We start from the raw sequence: 17,443 nt of genomic DNA on the forward strand, positions 1-17,443 counted from the left end.
AGCATTCGCCTGACAGATCACAAGATGATTTGTCAGGCGAATGCTTATTTGCGGGTCAATTTTACCACTACTTCGCAGCGGGCGGTTTGTGGAAACATATCTACTGATTGCAGATATACTACGTGAAACACTTTGGCTAATTGGACCAAGTCTCTTGCTAAAGTAGAAACATTACAAGATATATAGACCATCTTCTTCGGTGGTTGTTTCAGCAACGCTTGCAATAATCGTTCATCCAAGCCTGTCCTTGGCGGATCAACAATGATGCTATCAGGATTGAAGCCTTCATTGAACCATTTTGGTAAGAGCTCCTCAGCAGTTCCCGTTTCATAATGGGTATTTTGGGCACCAATGCGGCGTGCATTTTCTTGGGCATTTGCAATTGCTTGAGGAATAATGTCCATGCCGCGGACTTCTTTGGCATAAGGAGCCACGCTCAACCCAATCGTTCCCACACCGCAATAGGCATCAACGACTGTTTCATTTTTGCTCAAGTCAAGGGCTTTTAACCCTTCTTGATACAAGATGCTGGTTTGCTGTGGATTCAGCTGGAAGAATGCGCGGGCGGACAAGTCGAAGGTCAGTTCATTCAACCGTTCTTCGATCGCTTCTTTGCCCCAAAGATGAATCGTTTCCTCTCCCATGACGACGGACGTTTTTTTGTTTTGCACATTTTGCATGATGGAAACGACTTGCGGCAAGCGCTGATTGATCTCGCGAATCAGCGCATTTTTTTGCGGCAGTTTGACAGAGTTGGTAATAAACACGACTTGAACTTCGCCAGTTGCGATCCCGATACGAACCATCAATGTCCGTAGAATCCCGCTGTTTTTGCGTTCATCGTAAATCGGGATCTGGTATTTATTCAACAATTGGACGATGCCGTTGATCACTTTTTGCGTATCTTGTTCTTGTACGAGGCAATCATCAATGGCGACTAAGCGATGAGACTCCATTTCGTATAAACCCGCTTCGATTCGTTTGGTTTGACTGTTGTAACGCAATTGAAATTGTGCTTTGTTGCGGTAATGCCAAGGAACATCCATGCCTAAAGTATCCCTTAGTTCAAACTGTTGGTAGCCTTTTGGCTTAAATTTTTCAAGTGCTTGTTTCAATAGGTCTTTTTTGAAGTCTAATTGTTTGTCGTAGACTAAGTGCTGCAATTGGCAGCCGCCGCACCGGTCGTAAAACTTGCAGGGTGGTTGGATGCGATCGCTGCTTGGCTTGATGATTTTGGTCATCTTAGCTTCAGCAAAGCGGGGAGATGCTTTGGTGACTTCGGCAATGACCTGTTCCCCCGGTAGAACACGGGGAACAAAGATGATCAACTTTTTGTAATACCCAATGCCTTCTCCGTTGATCCCCAAGCGTTTGATCGTTAGTTGTAGTTTTTGTCCAAGCTGGACTTGTGTATTTGCCATGTGAACTCCTTAAATAAAATAGTCAGTTCATTTTACCACATTTTTTCAGCTTGATTAGAAGGAATTTCATCGTAGTTGTGGTAAAATAGAATGTACGTTCGCGAGGTGAAGAAGATGAATACAATTATTCGTATCAATAAAGGAAAAGGACCATTTTATGAAGTGGCGACATCAGAAGGTGAAACGCTGCGGGTCTCAGAAGATCTTTTGGTCCGCTTTCGGCTATTAAAAGGCAAGGAACTGAGTGAAGAAGAATTAAAAGAAATCAAAAAAAGTGCGGGGTTTGATTTAGGATTGCAGCAAGCCATGAACTATATCAGCTATCAGCTGCGTTCTGAAATGGAAGTCCGTACCTATTTGAAAGACAAAGAAATCGAAAAACAAGACCGAGACTTAGTCGTTGAACGTCTGAAAGAGTTGAATTTGATCGATGACAAAAACTACGGAGAAAGCTACATTCGCACCCAAGTCCGCATGAGTGATAAAGGACCCGTGGTCATCAGTCAGCAATTGAGAAAAAAAGGATTAAAAGATTCCGTGATTCAGGAAGTATTGCCTTTGTATACCGAGGAAATGCAATTTGAGGTCGGTTATCATACGGCTGAAAAAGCGATGCGTCGTTTTCACAACAAAAGCCATAAAGAAATGATCCAAAAGATAAAAATGCATTTGATGCAAAAAGGTTTTCATCAAGGAGTCATTCAGATGATTTTGGATGAATTACCGATGGAAAAAGATGAGGACCAAGAAAATGAAGCGCTCCAAAGAGAAGGTGCCCGACTTATGCGGCGGCATCAGCGGTTACCGTTGATGAAACGAAAAATGAAAATCAAGCAAGGCCTTTATCAAAAAGGGTTTGCCATCGATGATATACAACGATTCTTAGATGAGGAAGTAATGGATGAGTAAGCAATGGGAAACTTGGGATGTAGAAAAAATCAAGACGTTCCAAGAAACATTTTTAACTTGGTATCATAAAGAAAAACGCAATCTCCCTTGGCGGGCGACCAACGATCCGTATGCAATCTGGATCTCAGAGATCATGCTTCAACAAACACGAGTAGAAACAGTGATTGGCTATTTTTACCGTTTTATGGAACAATTCCCGACGATCCAAGACTTGGCGGCAGCCGAAGAACAAAAGCTGTTAAAGGTTTGGGAAGGTTTAGGTTATTACTCTCGTGCCCGTAACCTTAAGGCTGCCGCCCAGCAAATCGTTGCCGAATTCGACGGAGAAATGCCCCAATCAATTGAGGAGATTCGCTCACTAAAAGGAATTGGTCCCTACACAGCTGGAGCGATTGGCAGTATTGCTTTTGGCTTGCCAGAACCGGCAATCGATGGAAATGTGATGCGGGTCGTCAGTCGGTTATTTTGTATCGAAGCAGATATTGCGAAAGCCAGCAGCCGAAGACCATTTGACGAGGCGATGAGAACGATCATTTCCCCCGATGAACCCGGTGAGTTTAATCAAGCCTTGATGGATCTTGGCTCACGAATCTGTACACCCACCACACCGAAATGTGAAGAGTGTCCCATCAGTCAGTATTGTCTTGCTTATGCGGAGAATCGACAAACAGACTTTCCAGTGAAATCGAAAAAAGCAAAGCCAAAAGATGTCTATTACATCGCAGGCGCCATCGAAGATCAAGGCTCGTTTCTACTCGTACAGCGACCTGAAACAGGCTTATTGGCCTCTATGTGGCATTTTCCGTTGGTAGAAGTGACGAAAGAACAGTACGAGTCTCTGCAGCGGACATGGGCAAAAGAGGATCAGCTGCAGTTGGATTTGATTGCCGAAGATGATGCACTCGAGATTTTTCCTGATCTGCCTGTCGTTTGGCAAAAACGACATTTTGGCGAGATCACTCATATCTTTAGTCATTTGAAATGGCACGTCCTTTTATTTTACGGCAGAAAACGGGGAGAGCTCACGTTACAAGACAGCGAATGGGCAGCAAAAAAATCCTTTCAAAACTATGTTTTCCCAAAACCCCAGCAGAAATTGGTGGATCAATTAAAGAAATATCAGAAACTCGATAAAGATTTCTAGGCAAAGCTTTCTTTTATTGCTATAATATTAACGATGTCGGTGTAATGAACACCCAAACAAAACGCAAGTTTTCTTGCTGAGGGAAGGGTTGCTATGCGAGTTCCAAAAGAAGGAGAGTTTGTCAGCATTCAAAGCTACAAACATGACGGCAATTTGCATCGAACGTGGCGGGATACGATGGTCTTAAAGACCAGTGAATTCTCAGTGATAGGGGTCAACGATCATACATTAGTGACCGAATCAGATGGAAGACGCTGGGTTACCCGTGAACCAGCAATTGTATATTTTCATAAAAAATACTGGTTTAATGTTATTGCAATGATTCGAGAAAAGGGGGTTTCCTATTATTGTAATCTTGCTTCACCGTATTTACTTGATGAAGAGGCATTGAAATATATCGATTATGACCTTGATATCAAAGTATTTCCTGATGGCGAGAAACGTTTACTAGATGTGGATGAGTATGAATTGCACAGTAAGATTATGCAATATCCGCAAGACATTGATTTTATCTTGAAAGAAAATGTCAAAATTTTAGTAGATTGGATCAATAATGGCAAAGGACCCTTTTCGCAAGGGTATGTGGACATTTGGTATGATCGCTACAAGCAGTTGTCTCAAAAATAAGTGAAATGGGTCGGATCGCTCATTTTTCCCGAGAAACTTCAACCATTTCGGTTGAAGTTTTTTTGTGCTGTGAGAGGGTTGCTTCTAGCAGTTGCCTTTAAGTTCTGTTTAAGTTGCTAGTCCCATGATAGAAAGACCAAGGAAAAAAGTGGGGGAAGCAAATGAAGAAAAAAGGGAAGCTTGTTATCGGTACTACCATGATTCTACTTTTTGCGGCAGGTTTTGCTGTGTTGAGAAATGATCATTTTGTTCAAGAAGAGACCCAAGAAAGCACGGCTCAAACCGAGTCGGACGCTCAAGCAGAAGAGGTCGCACAAACGGCAAGCATGGTCCAAATTTACGTGGATCCCTCAGAATACGATGCAGCGATTGAAAGTGAGAACGATTATGTATCGATTTATCAGACAACAAGTCAAGAAACCGTCATCGGGAAGATCCACCGTGGAAGTTGGGCAACCGTACTTAGTCAAACAGAAGAGATGGTTGAAATCCAAACTGACGATGGAATAACGGGTTACATTGAAAAGCATTCTGCATCCATCCAAGAAGTTCCACTTTCGGAGACTTCAAAAAAATTGTCAGACTTTAGAGTCGTTCTTGATGCGGGGCACGGCGGCGAAGATTCTGGGGCACTGTCAACGGATCAAACGATCATGGAAAAAGATTTGACGTTAGCCACCGTCCAAACGATCGGCGAAGTACTGACCCAAGCGGGAATTCAAGTCAGTTATACACGCACCGAAGATCGCTATTTAGCGCTGTCTGAAATTACTGCAGCTTCACTCTCGGAGGAACCAAATCTATTTATCAGCATTCATTACGATAATTCAGAGCTACCAAACAGCAATCAAGGACTGACAACTTACTATTACTATACTGGGGCAAAAGAGATGGCAGAAACGATCACTTCCAGTTTGAGTAGTTCAGTGGCATTGAGTTCCAACGGCACTCGTTTTGGTAACTATTATGTTTTACGAGAGCAATATATTCCAGCAGTTTTGTTGGAGTTAGGCTATTTGAACAGTGACACTGATTTAGCGGTGATTACAAGTGAAGGCTATGATCAAAGGGTGGCGCAAGCGTTGCTGACAGCGATTGAAGAGATCGTTGAAGCAGAGGAATAAAAAGCAGCGACCCCAAAACAGAGGAAGGATCTGTTTTGGGGTCGCTGTTTTAAGTAATCACTGCTCGTTAAAAGGTTTTGCTCATTTTGATATGGGGCATATCCGCGTCTAAAAAGACATCGCCTTCAGGCTGATAGCCTAACTTCAAGTAAAATTCTTTGGCAGTTAACTGTGCCCCTAACGTGACTTTTTTGATTCCTTGTTTTTGAATGAAAGCTTCCGCTCCCTCGATCAACTGCCTGCCGTAGCCTGAACCTCGATGAGCAGCTGGCACCGCCATTCGCTGTAATTTCACCTCATGATCAGAGATCGGTAAAAAACGTAAGGTTGCGACTGCTTCATTGTCATCGTCATATAAGACGAAATGAACAGCCAATGCCTCATTTTCATCTACTTCTAATGCTAATGGAACTCCTTGCTCTTTTACGAACACTTGATTTCGTATTTTCAATGACGCCAAATAGATCTCACTTAGCGTATCTTTTGTTTGTGCGATATGCATAAAAAACTCACCTCAGCTATGATTTCTCCGTTATTTTTATTAGTATACCACTTTTTTTACAAATTTCTTTTTTTTTGCGGCTAAAGTCGCAAGCTTTTTTTTACAAAATCAACTATAATGTTATAAAAAAGGAGGGAATCTTTTGTTCGACAAATTCAAACAATCAAAACTGTTCTTTTGGTCATTGGAAGCATTGGTTTTAGTGACACTCGTGTTTGTGTTAAGTAAAGTCAATTTTCTATTTGCACCGATCGGCACGTTTTTTTCTACTTTATTTGCACCAGTATTGATTGCTGGCTTTCTGTATTATCTGCTAAATCCAATCGTCCTATTTTTGATGAAAACGACAAAAATAAAACGACTGTTTGCTGTCATATTGGTTCTATTGTTATTAGTAGCAGCAATCATCTTGATTTTCGTCAGCGTTATTCCTAATCTGGTGAGTCAGATTACTTCATTGGCGGAAAATATTCCAACATTTGCCAAAAATATGGAAAGCTGGATCTCAAGGATCGCAGATGATCCATTTTTCAAACAAATCGATATCGCGCAGCAGTTAGAAAACCTAAATCTTTCTTATGGTTCTTTGCTGCAGCAGTTTCTTAGTGGGTTATCCACTAGCTTAGGATCGATCGTCAGTACGATTGCTTCCGCGACGATGATCATCGTTACAGTCCCATTCATCCTTTTCTATATGTTGAAGGATGGAGAAAAGCTAGTTCCTAATCTGAAAACAGTCTTTCCAGAAAGAAGACGAGATCAGATTGTTGGGTTGCTAGGTGATTTAAACAAGACACTATCCAATTACATCAGTGGGCAAGCGATCGAATGTATTTTTGTCGCTACCTTCACGTTTATTGGGTACTGGATGATCGGCGTCAACTATGCCTTTCTTTTTGGGGTGATCGCAGGGGTCACAAACTTGATTCCTTATTTAGGTCCGTATCTTGGCTTGATTCCAGCAGTCTTAGTAACGGTCTTTGATGAACCGTTCCGCGCATTGCTGTGCTGTGTCGTGGTACTAGTCGTCCAACAATTAGATGGAAATGTTATCTACCCGAATGTGATCGGAAAATCATTAGCGATCCATCCATTAACGATCATCTTGGTTTTATTGGTCGCTGGAAATCTGGCAGGTTTGCTGGGAATTTTCTTAGGAGTACCGTTTTACGCAATTTGTCGGACGATCGTGGTCTTTATTGTTCGTCTGATCAAAGATGACAAAATCAAGAAAAATCAAGAACGGTTGATCGAGTAATCAATGACTGGTGTTTTTTATTGCAAAGAAAAAAACTTTGTGATAGGATTTTATCGTGGGCTAAGCCCACGATTTTTTTTAGAATATGAAAAAATAAGGAGAGAATGCTATTATGAATGCTGACCCCGAGAGTCAGTCGCTTCTAGCGCAAATTTTATTATTGATCGTTTTGACATTGATCAACGCTTTTCTAGCGGCCTCTGAGATCGCAGTCGTCTCAGTCAACAAAAACCGTGTGGAGCAAAAAGCGGAAGAAGGAAATGTCAAATCACAAAAATTATTGAAAATCATTGATAATCCAACAAATTTCTTGTCAACGATCCAAGTTGGGATTACCTTGGTGAATATCTTATCTGGGGCATCTCTGGCAGATACCTTGTCGACCCGTCTGGCACCTTTATTAGGTGGAGGAACGGCGGCTAAAAGCTTAGCGAACATTATCGTTTTAGCGATCTTGACCTATGTGTCGATCGTTTTCGGTGAGTTGTATCCAAAACGTATCGCCATGAACAAATCAGAAGAAGTTGCCCAGTTCACTTCTGGTGTGATTCGAACGATCGGGATTATTGCAAAGCCCTTCGTCTGGTTCTTATCTGCTTCAACAAGCTTATTGGCGCGGATCACTCCAATGGAATTTGACGATGAAGACACAAAGATGACCCGTGATGAAATGCGGTATATGTTGGAAACAGAAGGGGTCTTTGAAGAAGATGAATTAGAGATGCTGCAAGGGATCTTTTCATTAGATACGAAAGTCGCCCGTGAAGTCATGGTTCCTCGAACCTCTGCCTTTATGGTGGATATCAATGACTCAGTAGAAGAAATTTTGACTGAAATTTTAGCAGAAAATTATTCTCGTATTCCTGTATATAATGAAGATAAAGACAAAGTCGTTGGGATTTTGCATACCAAAAACCTTTTGAAATGTGCCTACAAATACGGCTTTGAAACAATGGACATCAAGCAGATCTTGCAAGAACCACTGTTTGTTCCAGAAACAGTCTTTATCGATGATTTGCTTTATGAATTAAAGAAAACCCAAAACCAAATGGCGATCTTGCTTGATGAATACGGCGGAGTCGTTGGGTTAGTTACATTAGAAGACTTGCTTGAAGAAATCGTCGGTGAGATCGATGATGAATCCGATGAGGTCGAAGAGCTTTATGAAAAAATCTCTGATAAAGAATACGTGATTCAAGGTCGGATGCTGATCGATGATTTCAATGAAGCTTTCAATATGAGCTTGCATATGAGCGACGTCGATACGATGGCAGGCTACTTGATCACTGCTTTAGGAATGATTCCAGATGAAGGAGAGAAACTTTCCTTTGAAGTCGATAACGTGAAATTGATTTCTGAAGAAATGGAAGGATCACGTGTCTTGAAGATCCGTGTAATCTTCCATGATCCAGAAGAAGGCGAAGTGGAACCAGAAGAAGAACGCCGCTATTTCCGCAAAGATTTTGAGGAAGATGAGCCTCGCCGTTAAAGTTCCGCATGAATGAAATGAGAAAGACCAAGGCAACTGCTTTGGTCTTTTTTGTTCCTTTTTTTTACTTATTCCCCTTGATTTGTTTGTAAGAAACGGTTACGATAAATCTAATCAATAATACAGCTTAAAAACAGATAAAAAAACACGTGTATCTTATCGTTAAGCAGTTTGATTGCAATTTTCCGTAAGAAAAGCGAGAATATCCATAGAAATCTAATAAGAACGAGGGGCTTGAAATGAAATTTTACCGTATGCTTAGTGAGGATATCCGTTACAATTTGGCAACTGAAGAGTATTTAATGAATAACGTAGATGTTTCAGAACCTTGTCTTCTGTTATATATACAAAAACCATGTGTTATAATCGGCAGAAATCAAAATGCGTATCAAGAGATTGATTTTGACTATTTAAGGAGTCGCAATATCGTGTTGACTCGCAGGACATCTGGCGGTGGAGCAGTGTATGACGATCTAGGCAACATGAGCTTTAGTTTTGTCACCAAAAAAGATGCCACGAGTTTTGGTGACTACCAAAGTGCAACACAACCGATCATGAAAGGCTTAGCGGCAATGGGAGCCAAGGAGGTAGAAGTACATGGCCGCAATGATCTGTTCATTGATGGGAAAAAGTTTTCTGGCAATGCGATGTATACAAAAAAAGGTCGAACGTATTCTCATGGCACATTGATGTATGATGTGGATCTAGAAGAATTAACAAAAGTCCTACACGTTGCCCAAGAAAAAATTGCCTCTAAAGCAACGAAATCCGTACGGAAAAGTGTGACGAATATTAAACCGTATTTGGCAGAACAATACCAATCAATGGATACCAAGGCATTTCGAGACACACTCCTTTGCCGAATCTATGAAGTAGAATCGATTGATGAAATCAGTGAGCAAGAGATCGTCTTGACGGATGCGGATCGCCAAGCGATCCAAACGTTGTTTGAAGAACGTTACGCGAACAATGAGTGGATTTTTAATGAAGCGCCTGCTTTTGAATGGCAAAAAAGAAAGCGGTTTGCGCAGGTTGGGATCGTTGAAGTCGATTTTACTGTCAATAAAGGCAAGATTGCAGCGATTCAAATTACCGGTGATTTTTTTGGACAAAAAGAGATCAGTGAACTTGAAGCGATGCTGCAAGGTATTGATTTTGAACAAAACACCATCAGCCGCTTGCTAAAGGATATTGCCATCGAGCAATTTATCCATCAGATGACTAACGCTGAATTTCTTGCGTTGCTGTTTGATTAGGAGGAAAAAAGATGCTAGAAGCCATCAACATCACAAAGCGTTACGATCGAAGCGTCCTAGATAGTCTTTCTTTTGCTTTTCAGCCAGGGGAAATTGTTGGGGTCGTCGGCAAAAGCGGCTCGGGGAAATCAACGTTGCTTCGGCTTTTGAACTTAATTGAGACACCTGACAGTGGGGAGCTGCTCTTTGACGGGAAACGAATCGATCCCTTAAACAAAAAGCAACTGCTACATGCGCAGCAGGAAATCGGCATGATTTTTCAAAATTACAATCTGCTACACAATCGAACCGTTTTTGAAAATGTCTATTTGCCCTTGAAGTTAATGGGGAAATCATCGGAGAAGGTGTTGGAGATGCTTTCATTTGTTGGGATGGAAGACAAAGCCGACATTTATCCAGCCAAGTTGAGCGGTGGGGAGAAACAACGAGTAGCTATCGCACGGGCGTTGATCCGTGAGCCGAAAATCTTGCTGTGTGACGAACCCACTAGTGCGCTGGATGAAGATACGAAAGCCGATGTACTTGCTTTACTGCAAAAAGTTCAACAGACGTTTCAGCCAGCAGTCATTTTCGTTAGTCATGAGCTAACCGCAGTCAGACAAATTTGTCAACGTGTGTTTGTATTGGAAGATGCCGTCTTTGCGGCGGAATTTGTCAATCATCCGCAGCCAATTGTCCGCAAAGAAAGCTCTTATGTGGACAAAGTGGAGAGGAGTTTGCTGCATGACGATCAGTGAGAGTATTTTGTATTATCTGCCTGAATTACTTCAGTCTTTGAAAGAAACAGCGATCATGATGGGGATTTCGATGCTCGCAGCCATTGTTTTAGGACTACCGCTAGGTGTCTGGCTCTTTCTTAGCCGCAGTCGTGGAAAAAAAATCTCATTTCTTTATGAGTGTTTGAATCTTGTTGTGACGATCATCCGCTCGTTTCCGTTTCTATTATTTGTCGTAGCCTTGATCCCACTGACACGGATGCTTTTAGGAAGCTCATTTGGACCGATTCCCGCCAGTTTCCCTTTGAGCATCGTTGCTATGAGTATTTTTGCTCGTTTGACGGAGCAAGTACTGCTGGATGTACCAGAAGAAGTTTCTTATTTGGCGAAATCCCTTGGCGTCAGTCAATGGCAATACGTTTGGTCGTTTTTACTGGTGGAAGCTAGAAGCGGCTTGATTTTATCTTTAACGACGACAGCAGTCAGCATGGTTTCTTATTCAACAGTGATGGGGATCGTCGGCGGTGGTGGTATCGGCGATTTTGCGATCCGCTATGGCTATCAACGCTATGAATATAGCGTCATGTATTTTGCAATTATCATCATGATTCTTTTGGTCTTTATCCTGCAGGGGATTGGCAATCAAGCAGCAAGAAAACTTGATAAACGAAAATAGGAGGAATGAAAGTGAAAAAAGGATTTGTTTTAGGATTGAGTGTATTGGCATTAGGTGTATTGGGGGCTTGCGGTACGGGTTCTGATGAGGCAAGCGAAGAGAAAATCATCAAGGTCGCTTCGCAAACGACACCAATGACCGATGTCGTAAAGGTTGCAGCGGAAGCAGTGGAAGATGGCTGGGAAATCCAGTTGGTCCAAGTCAATGACAATATCCAGTACAATGAGCTGCTGAATAATGACGAGGTCGATGCCAACTTTGCGCAACATGAACCATATATGCAAATGTATAATGAAGAAAAAGATGCAAACCTAGTGGCATTAGATAAAATCTATAACGCAAAAGTCGGTTTTTATTCCAAAGAATATACGGATGTCAATGATATTCCAGAAGGAACGAAAGTCGCATTGCCGAATGATGTGTCCAATGAAGGTCGAGCATTAGCGATTTTAGCAGAAGAAGGGTTGATCACTCTCAAAGATGGCGTTGGTGTTAATGGAACACTTAAAGACGTTACCGAAAATCCGAAAAACTTTGAATGGTTATCTGTTGATTTACTGAATCTTGCGGAAGCCTATGATGAACCGAATGTATCCTTGGTATACAACTACCCAACCTATATCGCGAAAATCGGTTTGAAACCAGCCGATGCCCTTTTCTTAGAAAAAACGATCGATGATCGCTTTGCTATCTCATTGGTTGCTCGAGAAGACAATCAAGATTCTGAAAAAATCGCCGTTTTGCGCCGTGCCATGACTAGCGATAAAGTTCGCGAATTTTTAGAAAACGACCATAGCGATACCTTATTGCCAGCATTTTAATTTATTTCCATCAAATGGAAGGAACGCCCTTTGCCTAACTCTCTAAAAGAGAGTAGTCAAAGGGGTTTCTTGTCTTTTTTTGCTTTTTTATCACCCTTATCCATGATATACTGATTTGGTCAGAAAACTAGCGACAGTCTAAAATGGACACTGTTCGCATTGTAAATACAAGAAATGGAGCAATATAATCAATGGATAATCCAAAATTAAAACAACAAGTAGATAGTCGCCGTACCTTTGCGATTATTTCCCACCCGGATGCGGGGAAAACAACCATTACAGAACAATTATTATTATTCGGTGGCGCGATTCGCCAAGCTGGTACGGTCAAAGGGAAAAAGACTGGTAACTTCGCAAAGTCCGACTGGATGGAAATTGAAAAACAACGGGGGATCTCCGTTACCAGTTCTGTTATGCAGTTTGATTACCAAGGCAAACGGGTCAATATTTTAGATACCCCTGGGCATGAGGACTTTTCTGAAGATACCTACCGTACCTTGATGGCGGTGGATAGTGCCGTCATGGTGATCGATAGCGCAAAAGGGATCGAAGCGCAAACGAAAAAACTCTTCCAGGTCGTTAAAAAACGCGGTATTCCGATTTTTACCTTTATCAATAAACTCGACCGTGATGGCCGCGAACCATTAGAATTATTAGAAGAACTAGAAGATCTTTTAGAGATCGAATCATTTCCAATGAATTGGCCGATCGGCATGGGGAAAGGCTTAGAAGGACTGTATGATATCCATAACCAACGGGTCGAATTTTATCGTCCAGACAATCACGGTGGGGAACGTTTAGTTGCCCTAGATGAAAATGGGCAATTTCCTGCAGACCATCCATTTGCCGAAGATGGGCTGTTCCAACAAGTTTTAGAAGAAGTAGAATTACTGCAAGAAGCTGGCGATGCCTTTGATACAGAAAAAATCGCACGAGGCGATCAAACACCTGTGTTCTTTGGTTCCGCCCTTACGAATTTCGGAGTGCAGACCTTTTTGGAAACCTTCTTGTCCTTTGCACCAGCGCCTTACGGTCACAAAACTTTAGCTGGTGTTGAAGTCAGTCCTTATGAACCAGAAATGTCCGGGTTTGTGTTCAAGATCCAAGCAAATATGAACCCTGCCCATCGTGACCGGATCGCCTTTGTCCGTATTTGTTCAGGAACCTTTGAACGAGGCATGGACGTAACGCTTGAGCGTACTGGCAAAAAAATGAAACTCAGCAATGTGACACAATTTATGGCAGACACCCGAGAAAATATTGAAGAAGCAGTCGCTGGAGATATCATCGGGGTTTATGATACGGGAAATTACCAAATTGGCGATACGATCTATGAAGGAAAACTAAAAGTTGCTTACGAAGAGCTACCATCATTTACTCCGGAACTCTTTATGAAAGTCACTGCAAAGAATGTGATGAAGCAAAAATCTTTCCACAAAGGAATCTATCAGTTGGTCCAAGAAGGGGCTATCCAGTTGTACAAGACGTATCTTAGTGATGAATATATCATCGGTGCTGTCGGGCAACTGCAATTTGAAGTTTTCCAATACCGCATGATGAATGAGTACAATGCTGAAGTCATTATGACCCCAATGGGCCACAAGATCGCTCGCTGGATCGATCCGAAAGACTTAGATGAGCGCATGAGCTCAAGCCGTAATATTTTAGCGAAAGATCGTTTCGATCAACCATTGTTCTTATTTGAAAATCAATTTGCAATGCGTTGGTTCGCTGACAAGTACCCAGACGTCGAACTGAAGAGCTTGATGTAAGAGCCGTTTCCCACTAGACTGTCTAAGTATGTGCAACTTTGTACGTAAGGCTGATCTTTTTGAATTGAACGATCGTAGAAAGTCCTTTCTTATCAAAATGGATAAGAAGGGGCTTTTTTGTGCTGCAAGCGTGCTTTTGATACAGAAGGAAGGTTGCATGATTTGGGGCAATCGTCCAATGATCAGACAATTATCCTAATTTATAACCATTCTTTTAAAAGAAGATAAAATGAGTCGGAAAAAGAGCGTAGTATTAAAGGTGACCACAAGGAAATGCACTTGAAATGAATAGAAAAATATCATAGGTACATTTGATGATTCAGGAAATTTTCTCCTTGTTTGAAAGTAGGGGGAAAGCAGAGAATAGATTGCCAGTGATAGAGTTCGTTCAATCATTTGATCGAGGGACATGTTCTTTTTGTCAGATGCTATTAGTGAAGCCTAAGCTTTCTTTATCTGAGCATGAATCGGTGATTGCCCTTGAAACTTCATTTGAAGCACTTCTAACAGATGGTTTAAGTTTTCAGTTGGTGTACCATGGCTTCGCGACTCAAAAAATGAATTAGTCTTATTGCTAGTTTACAGTTATCTATCTATCGATTTTGCTAAAGCGAATGATTATTTGTTAAATAAAAGTGATTTCTGAAAGAAGAAAGGGGATCAGGTAGTGCTAAAAAGTTTGTTATTCATATTTTCGGCGATATTTTTCTTTCCAACAATAGAGGCTGCAGCTGATGAGGTTTCCGAAACTTTGATTTTTGATTTGAACACGATTGACTTTAAGGACGAACACTATTATTTGTTGAAAACCACACAAGATCTTCAGCTGTCTGTCAATAGCAACGGCAGTGAAGGTGCTTTTGACGTAACGATCACGGCTGTCGGAGAAGGATTTTCAGCAGAACTAAACAGCGTGAACGGTTCGGAAGAGATGATCATTCAGATTGAGGATGCTGATGAAGCATCAATGATTCTTAACGTAGCTGCAACATTGAACATAAAGGAATATCTTGATTCTAACTCTGAGTACTACCTATCAGTCACTTTTACAGCAATTGATGATTCAGAGACCTTTACGAAAGATATAAAAATGAATCAGTCGGATGAGGAAAAAGAAGAGACATCGGATGAAAACTTGACAGATGAAGACCAAGAGGATGAAAAGCAAGAAGACGATGGCATTGAAGATGAATCTGAACGCCCAGAGGAAGAAGACTCATTAGAGAATGATTCATTCAGCCAAGAAGAATCACTTGAGTATATCAATGATGATACTGTCCATGAGGATCGTTTAGAGGAAGAGTGCCAGTACGAGATAGCGACAATTTTTATAAAAGAAGTGATTTTTGATAAAAGATATGTTTAAAACTAGTGTAGGAAAAACCGCTTAGCTGAATAGGAGCGGTTTTTTTGCACATCTTTTTCTAATACTAGGTGAAAAGTGCTTTTGCTGAATAAGTTTGTGACTAATTGGTGGTACTAAAAAAAGGAGCTTTGAAGCGACCTTCAAAAGTTAGTCCTAAAAGCTAACTTTTGGGGTCACAACACTAGCCCTCTCTTTTTCTTTTTGATTTAAAAATATAGATGACTGCAGCTGCCAACGCTACAACGAGAACAAAGATAATCCAAATAAGGATTTGATTATTTGTCTGAACATCGGCAGTGTTCGTTGGACGGTTCTCTTTTTTGAAGTTATCCAAGCCTTCTTTCTCATAAGAAAAAGTAGTCGTGATCGCTTTTCTAGTTGTTTCTATAGTTAAACGGTATTCGCCTTCAATAAGTTCACTATTGTCTATTAAAGGAATCTGCATTCTTGATTTGGTTAACGGCGTTAAAAGAACGGAATCTGCTAACTCCCCAGAGGCAATTGTTTCTCCATTGGGGTTTATTAGTTCGTAGAGCGCATTGTTTAAGTTGCCTAAAATAGGATTATAGTTGAGTGCATAAAATTGTAGGTTTGCCATGTCCTGAAGAGCAACGAAGGAGAAGTCTTCATAAACGACGTCTTTGAGCTCTTCTACATCACTAAAAAGTAAGTTGATAAAAATGATAGACTCGTAGGCAGACGCAATACTAAATGAGTCTTCAGCTGTTTGAACACCTAATATTTGCTTAAAATTAATTCCACCCATTACAGTACCTTCAAGCTCTATGTCGTCTGGAACATTTATGGTAATGCTGACACCAACAGATTCATTAGGGGCAATTTCTATTTGATTCTCCTCGTCTATAGCATCTGAAGCGATAGTAACATAATTTGAAAAGTCGTATTTATCATCGAGAAGGTTCTCTGTATTCGAAGTGTATAAAATAGAGGATTCTCTTGAAATAGCAGTTGAAGCAAAGGGAGTGACCGCTATTGATGAATCACCAGCTCCAATGTTTTCCAGTTTAATTTCAAATGTATACTTTTTATCAACATCAGAAGGAAGAGTAAGAGTATTTCTTGATGTTTCATGTTCAGTATCACTAAGTGATAGTTTTAAAGTATTCGTCGTCTCATTCGCTGTTGCAATACTTATATTTATATTTGCGATTATTGTCAATATGAGGAAGAACACAGAAACTCTTAGAAAAGAGTCTCTGTGTTTTGATATTTTATCCATATGCTATCCTTTTTAAGAATTAAAGTTGTTGACCATTGCCTGAGTCAGTAGTATCTGATGCAGTTACTGTGATAGTTGGCGCACCTTCATCTAGCAAAGCAGTTTGACGATTGAATGTGAAAGTTGTATTTACGCTGGTAGCTACTGGTTGGGAAATAGCTTCTGCTTCAACGGCAACAACATCATTTTCGGTGATTACGATACCTTCAGAATCAGAAGAAACTGTAATTGTAACTCTATTAACTGAACGAGTTAAGTTTGTTATTGTTCCACCAACGTTTTCAATAGTTCCTGTCATTGTTCCGTTGGCAAATAATGCTGGACTTATTTCGAACGTTCCGTTTAAATTCATATCGTTAAATGCAAAACTAGATGTTCCTTCTGTTATAGTAACAGCAAATGGAACAGAGGGAACATCTGGCATAGCAACATCTGCTGACGCAGTGATTCCTCCTACTAGTAGTAAAGATGTTGCCAATGTAGTACCCAAAATAACTTTTTTCATAATAAAACCTCACTTTAAGTTTTGCAGATGATTTACTGCTTAAATAAAGTATACAATGATGGTGTATTATGTTATTATCCGTTTTTTCGCTATTTTTAATGAAAAAGTAGAAAGTATTTTATTAATCTGATTTTTTTATACAATAATTTAATTAAATATTCTAGTGGTCAAATGATGTTGATTATCAAGTCGACCTATCTTTCTGTCTACGAATTATCAATTCGGTAATAATCACTATGAAAGTAAATTTGTTGCAGGGTTATATTTTGGCTTTTAATTTAAGTCAAAGCCTTCTCAGAGTTGAAAGAATTGTCGTTCCAACTAGGATTGGACCTAAAAAACGAAAAAAATGTTATTCGTAGTCTCTGAGAATTTGCTCTGAACCAGTCGCTGTCAGAGAAACCAGTTCTGAAAATTCATGATTAATATTTCTTTAGTGAACACCTGCAATTCAATAGAAACCAACTTTCTATCATTTTTAAGAAACTATTTTGGCAGTAGCTTTACGCGTATGAACAGTTGCGTAGGGTGGGGATTGAAAAGTATGATTCTATTTATGCGTTCCTATTGGATAGGTATATCAAAGTTACTTATGAAAAAATATCAATTAACGTTTT

Annotated in this window: 16 protein-coding genes; 12 read left to right on the top strand and 4 right to left on the bottom strand. The window is 40.5% G+C overall.

Annotated elements, in window-relative coordinates:
• Window positions 1-44: 44 nt before the first annotated feature.
• Complete coding sequence (rlmD, locus tag IGI76_RS07030) at window positions 45-1,421, bottom strand: 23S rRNA (uracil(1939)-C(5))-methyltransferase RlmD (protein WP_194192887.1); 1,377 nt, start codon at window positions 1,419-1,421, stop codon at window positions 45-47.
• Window positions 1,422-1,535: 114 nt separating this feature from the next.
• Between rlmD and recX the strand changes: the two genes are divergently transcribed.
• The 4 genes from recX to IGI76_RS07050 all read left to right on the top strand — a co-directional run bounded on the left by recX (window position 1,536) and on the right by IGI76_RS07050 (window position 5,225).
• Entirely contained in the window at window positions 1,536-2,330 is a 795-nt protein-coding gene (gene recX, locus IGI76_RS07035) for a recombination regulator RecX (RefSeq protein WP_034858009.1), read from the top strand.
• Window positions 2,323-3,474: an A/G-specific adenine glycosylase gene (mutY, locus tag IGI76_RS07040; protein ID WP_194192886.1), complete on the top strand. Its 1,152-nt coding sequence runs from the start codon at window positions 2,323-2,325 to the stop codon at window positions 3,472-3,474. The genes recX and mutY overlap by 8 nt, the downstream gene beginning before the upstream one ends.
• A gap of 93 nt (window positions 3,475-3,567) precedes the next feature.
• Window positions 3,568-4,101, top strand: coding sequence for a nucleoside tri-diphosphate phosphatase (gene ntdP / locus IGI76_RS07045; protein WP_005225863.1), 534 nt, complete (start codon window positions 3,568-3,570; stop codon window positions 4,099-4,101).
• A gap of 161 nt (window positions 4,102-4,262) precedes the next feature.
• Window positions 4,263-5,225 carry an N-acetylmuramoyl-L-alanine amidase family protein gene (locus IGI76_RS07050; RefSeq protein WP_194192885.1) on the top strand — a complete coding sequence of 321 codons (963 nt, stop codon included), beginning with the start codon at window positions 4,263-4,265 and terminating at the stop codon, window positions 5,223-5,225.
• A gap of 67 nt (window positions 5,226-5,292) precedes the next feature.
• Here IGI76_RS07050 and IGI76_RS07055 read toward each other — a convergent pair whose 3' ends face one another.
• Window positions 5,293-5,727, bottom strand: a complete 435-nt coding sequence (locus tag IGI76_RS07055) for a GNAT family N-acetyltransferase (protein ID WP_016610225.1) — start codon at window positions 5,725-5,727, stop codon at window positions 5,293-5,295.
• A 142-nt stretch (window positions 5,728-5,869) separates the two neighbouring features.
• Here IGI76_RS07055 and IGI76_RS07060 point away from each other — a divergent pair, with 142 nt between their 5' ends.
• From IGI76_RS07060 to IGI76_RS07095, 8 genes are all read left to right on the top strand, one after another.
• Window positions 5,870-6,985, top strand: coding sequence for an AI-2E family transporter (locus IGI76_RS07060; protein WP_010748066.1), 1,116 nt, complete (start codon window positions 5,870-5,872; stop codon window positions 6,983-6,985).
• A gap of 112 nt (window positions 6,986-7,097) precedes the next feature.
• The gene (locus IGI76_RS07065) at window positions 7,098-8,474 is read left to right on the top strand and encodes a hemolysin family protein (protein WP_005225867.1); all 1,377 of its coding nucleotides are present in this window, start codon (window positions 7,098-7,100) and stop codon (window positions 8,472-8,474) included.
• A 239-nt stretch (window positions 8,475-8,713) separates the two neighbouring features.
• Window positions 8,714-9,730, top strand: coding sequence for a lipoate--protein ligase (locus IGI76_RS07070; RefSeq protein ID WP_087627375.1), 1,017 nt, complete (start codon window positions 8,714-8,716; stop codon window positions 9,728-9,730).
• Between the two features lie 11 nt (window positions 9,731-9,741).
• Window positions 9,742-10,467, top strand: a complete 726-nt coding sequence (locus IGI76_RS07075; RefSeq protein ID WP_438781269.1) for an ATP-binding cassette domain-containing protein — start codon at window positions 9,742-9,744, stop codon at window positions 10,465-10,467.
• On the top strand, window positions 10,454-11,122 hold the full coding sequence (locus IGI76_RS07080) for a methionine ABC transporter permease (protein WP_194192883.1): 669 nt from the start codon (window positions 10,454-10,456) through the stop codon (window positions 11,120-11,122). The genes IGI76_RS07075 and IGI76_RS07080 overlap by 14 nt, the downstream gene beginning before the upstream one ends.
• Window positions 11,123-11,127: 5 nt before the next feature.
• Entirely contained in the window at window positions 11,128-11,943 is an 816-nt protein-coding gene (locus IGI76_RS07085) for a MetQ/NlpA family ABC transporter substrate-binding protein (RefSeq protein ID WP_194192882.1), read from the top strand.
• A gap of 191 nt (window positions 11,944-12,134) precedes the next feature.
• Entirely contained in the window at window positions 12,135-13,715 is a 1,581-nt protein-coding gene (locus IGI76_RS07090) for a peptide chain release factor 3 (protein WP_194192881.1), read from the top strand.
• Window positions 13,716-14,382: 667 nt separating this feature from the next.
• Complete coding sequence (locus IGI76_RS07095; protein ID WP_086295171.1) at window positions 14,383-15,081, top strand: hypothetical protein; 699 nt, start codon at window positions 14,383-14,385, stop codon at window positions 15,079-15,081.
• Between the two features lie 181 nt (window positions 15,082-15,262).
• Here IGI76_RS07095 and IGI76_RS07100 read toward each other — a convergent pair whose 3' ends face one another.
• Together IGI76_RS07100 and IGI76_RS07105 are read right to left on the bottom strand one after the other, a co-directional pair.
• Entirely contained in the window at window positions 15,263-16,261 is a 999-nt protein-coding gene (locus IGI76_RS07100) for a WxL protein peptidoglycan domain-containing protein (RefSeq protein WP_438792255.1), read from the bottom strand.
• A gap of 79 nt (window positions 16,262-16,340) precedes the next feature.
• Window positions 16,341-16,826 carry a hypothetical protein gene (locus IGI76_RS07105; protein ID WP_167822836.1) on the bottom strand — a complete coding sequence of 162 codons (486 nt, stop codon included), beginning with the start codon at window positions 16,824-16,826 and terminating at the stop codon, window positions 16,341-16,343.
• Window positions 16,827-17,443 lie beyond the last annotated feature (617 nt).

The sequence above is a fragment of the Enterococcus sp. DIV2449a genome, assembly GCF_051711225.1.
Lineage (GTDB): Bacteria > Bacillota > Bacilli > Lactobacillales > Enterococcaceae > Enterococcus_D > Enterococcus_D casseliflavus.

What these genes read in the sequence shown, in the direction of transcription:
- ntdP (WP_005225863.1), top strand. Translation starts at nt 3,568, where the DNA reads ATGCGAGTTCCAAAAGAAGGAGAGTTTGTCAGCATTCAAAGCTACAAA.
- IGI76_RS07070 (WP_087627375.1), top strand. Translation starts at nt 8,714, where the DNA reads ATGAAATTTTACCGTATGCTTAGTGAGGATATCCGTTACAATTTGGCA.
- recX (WP_034858009.1), top strand. Translation starts at nt 1,536, where the DNA reads ATGAATACAATTATTCGTATCAATAAAGGAAAAGGACCATTTTATGAA.
- IGI76_RS07055 (WP_016610225.1), bottom strand. Translation starts at nt 5,727, where the DNA reads ATGCATATCGCACAAACAAAAGATACGCTAAGTGAGATCTATTTGGCG.
- IGI76_RS07050 (WP_194192885.1), top strand. Translation starts at nt 4,263, where the DNA reads ATGAAGAAAAAAGGGAAGCTTGTTATCGGTACTACCATGATTCTACTT.
- IGI76_RS07090 (WP_194192881.1), top strand. Translation starts at nt 12,135, where the DNA reads ATGGATAATCCAAAATTAAAACAACAAGTAGATAGTCGCCGTACCTTT.
- IGI76_RS07080 (WP_194192883.1), top strand. Translation starts at nt 10,454, where the DNA reads ATGACGATCAGTGAGAGTATTTTGTATTATCTGCCTGAATTACTTCAG.
- IGI76_RS07105 (WP_167822836.1), bottom strand. Translation starts at nt 16,826, where the DNA reads ATGAAAAAAGTTATTTTGGGTACTACATTGGCAACATCTTTACTACTA.
- mutY (WP_194192886.1), top strand. Translation starts at nt 2,323, where the DNA reads ATGAGTAAGCAATGGGAAACTTGGGATGTAGAAAAAATCAAGACGTTC.
- IGI76_RS07065 (WP_005225867.1), top strand. Translation starts at nt 7,098, where the DNA reads ATGAATGCTGACCCCGAGAGTCAGTCGCTTCTAGCGCAAATTTTATTA.
- rlmD (WP_194192887.1), bottom strand. Translation starts at nt 1,421, where the DNA reads ATGGCAAATACACAAGTCCAGCTTGGACAAAAACTACAACTAACGATC.
- IGI76_RS07085 (WP_194192882.1), top strand. Translation starts at nt 11,128, where the DNA reads ATGAAAGTGAAAAAAGGATTTGTTTTAGGATTGAGTGTATTGGCATTA.
- IGI76_RS07075 (WP_438781269.1), top strand. Translation starts at nt 9,742, where the DNA reads ATGCTAGAAGCCATCAACATCACAAAGCGTTACGATCGAAGCGTCCTA.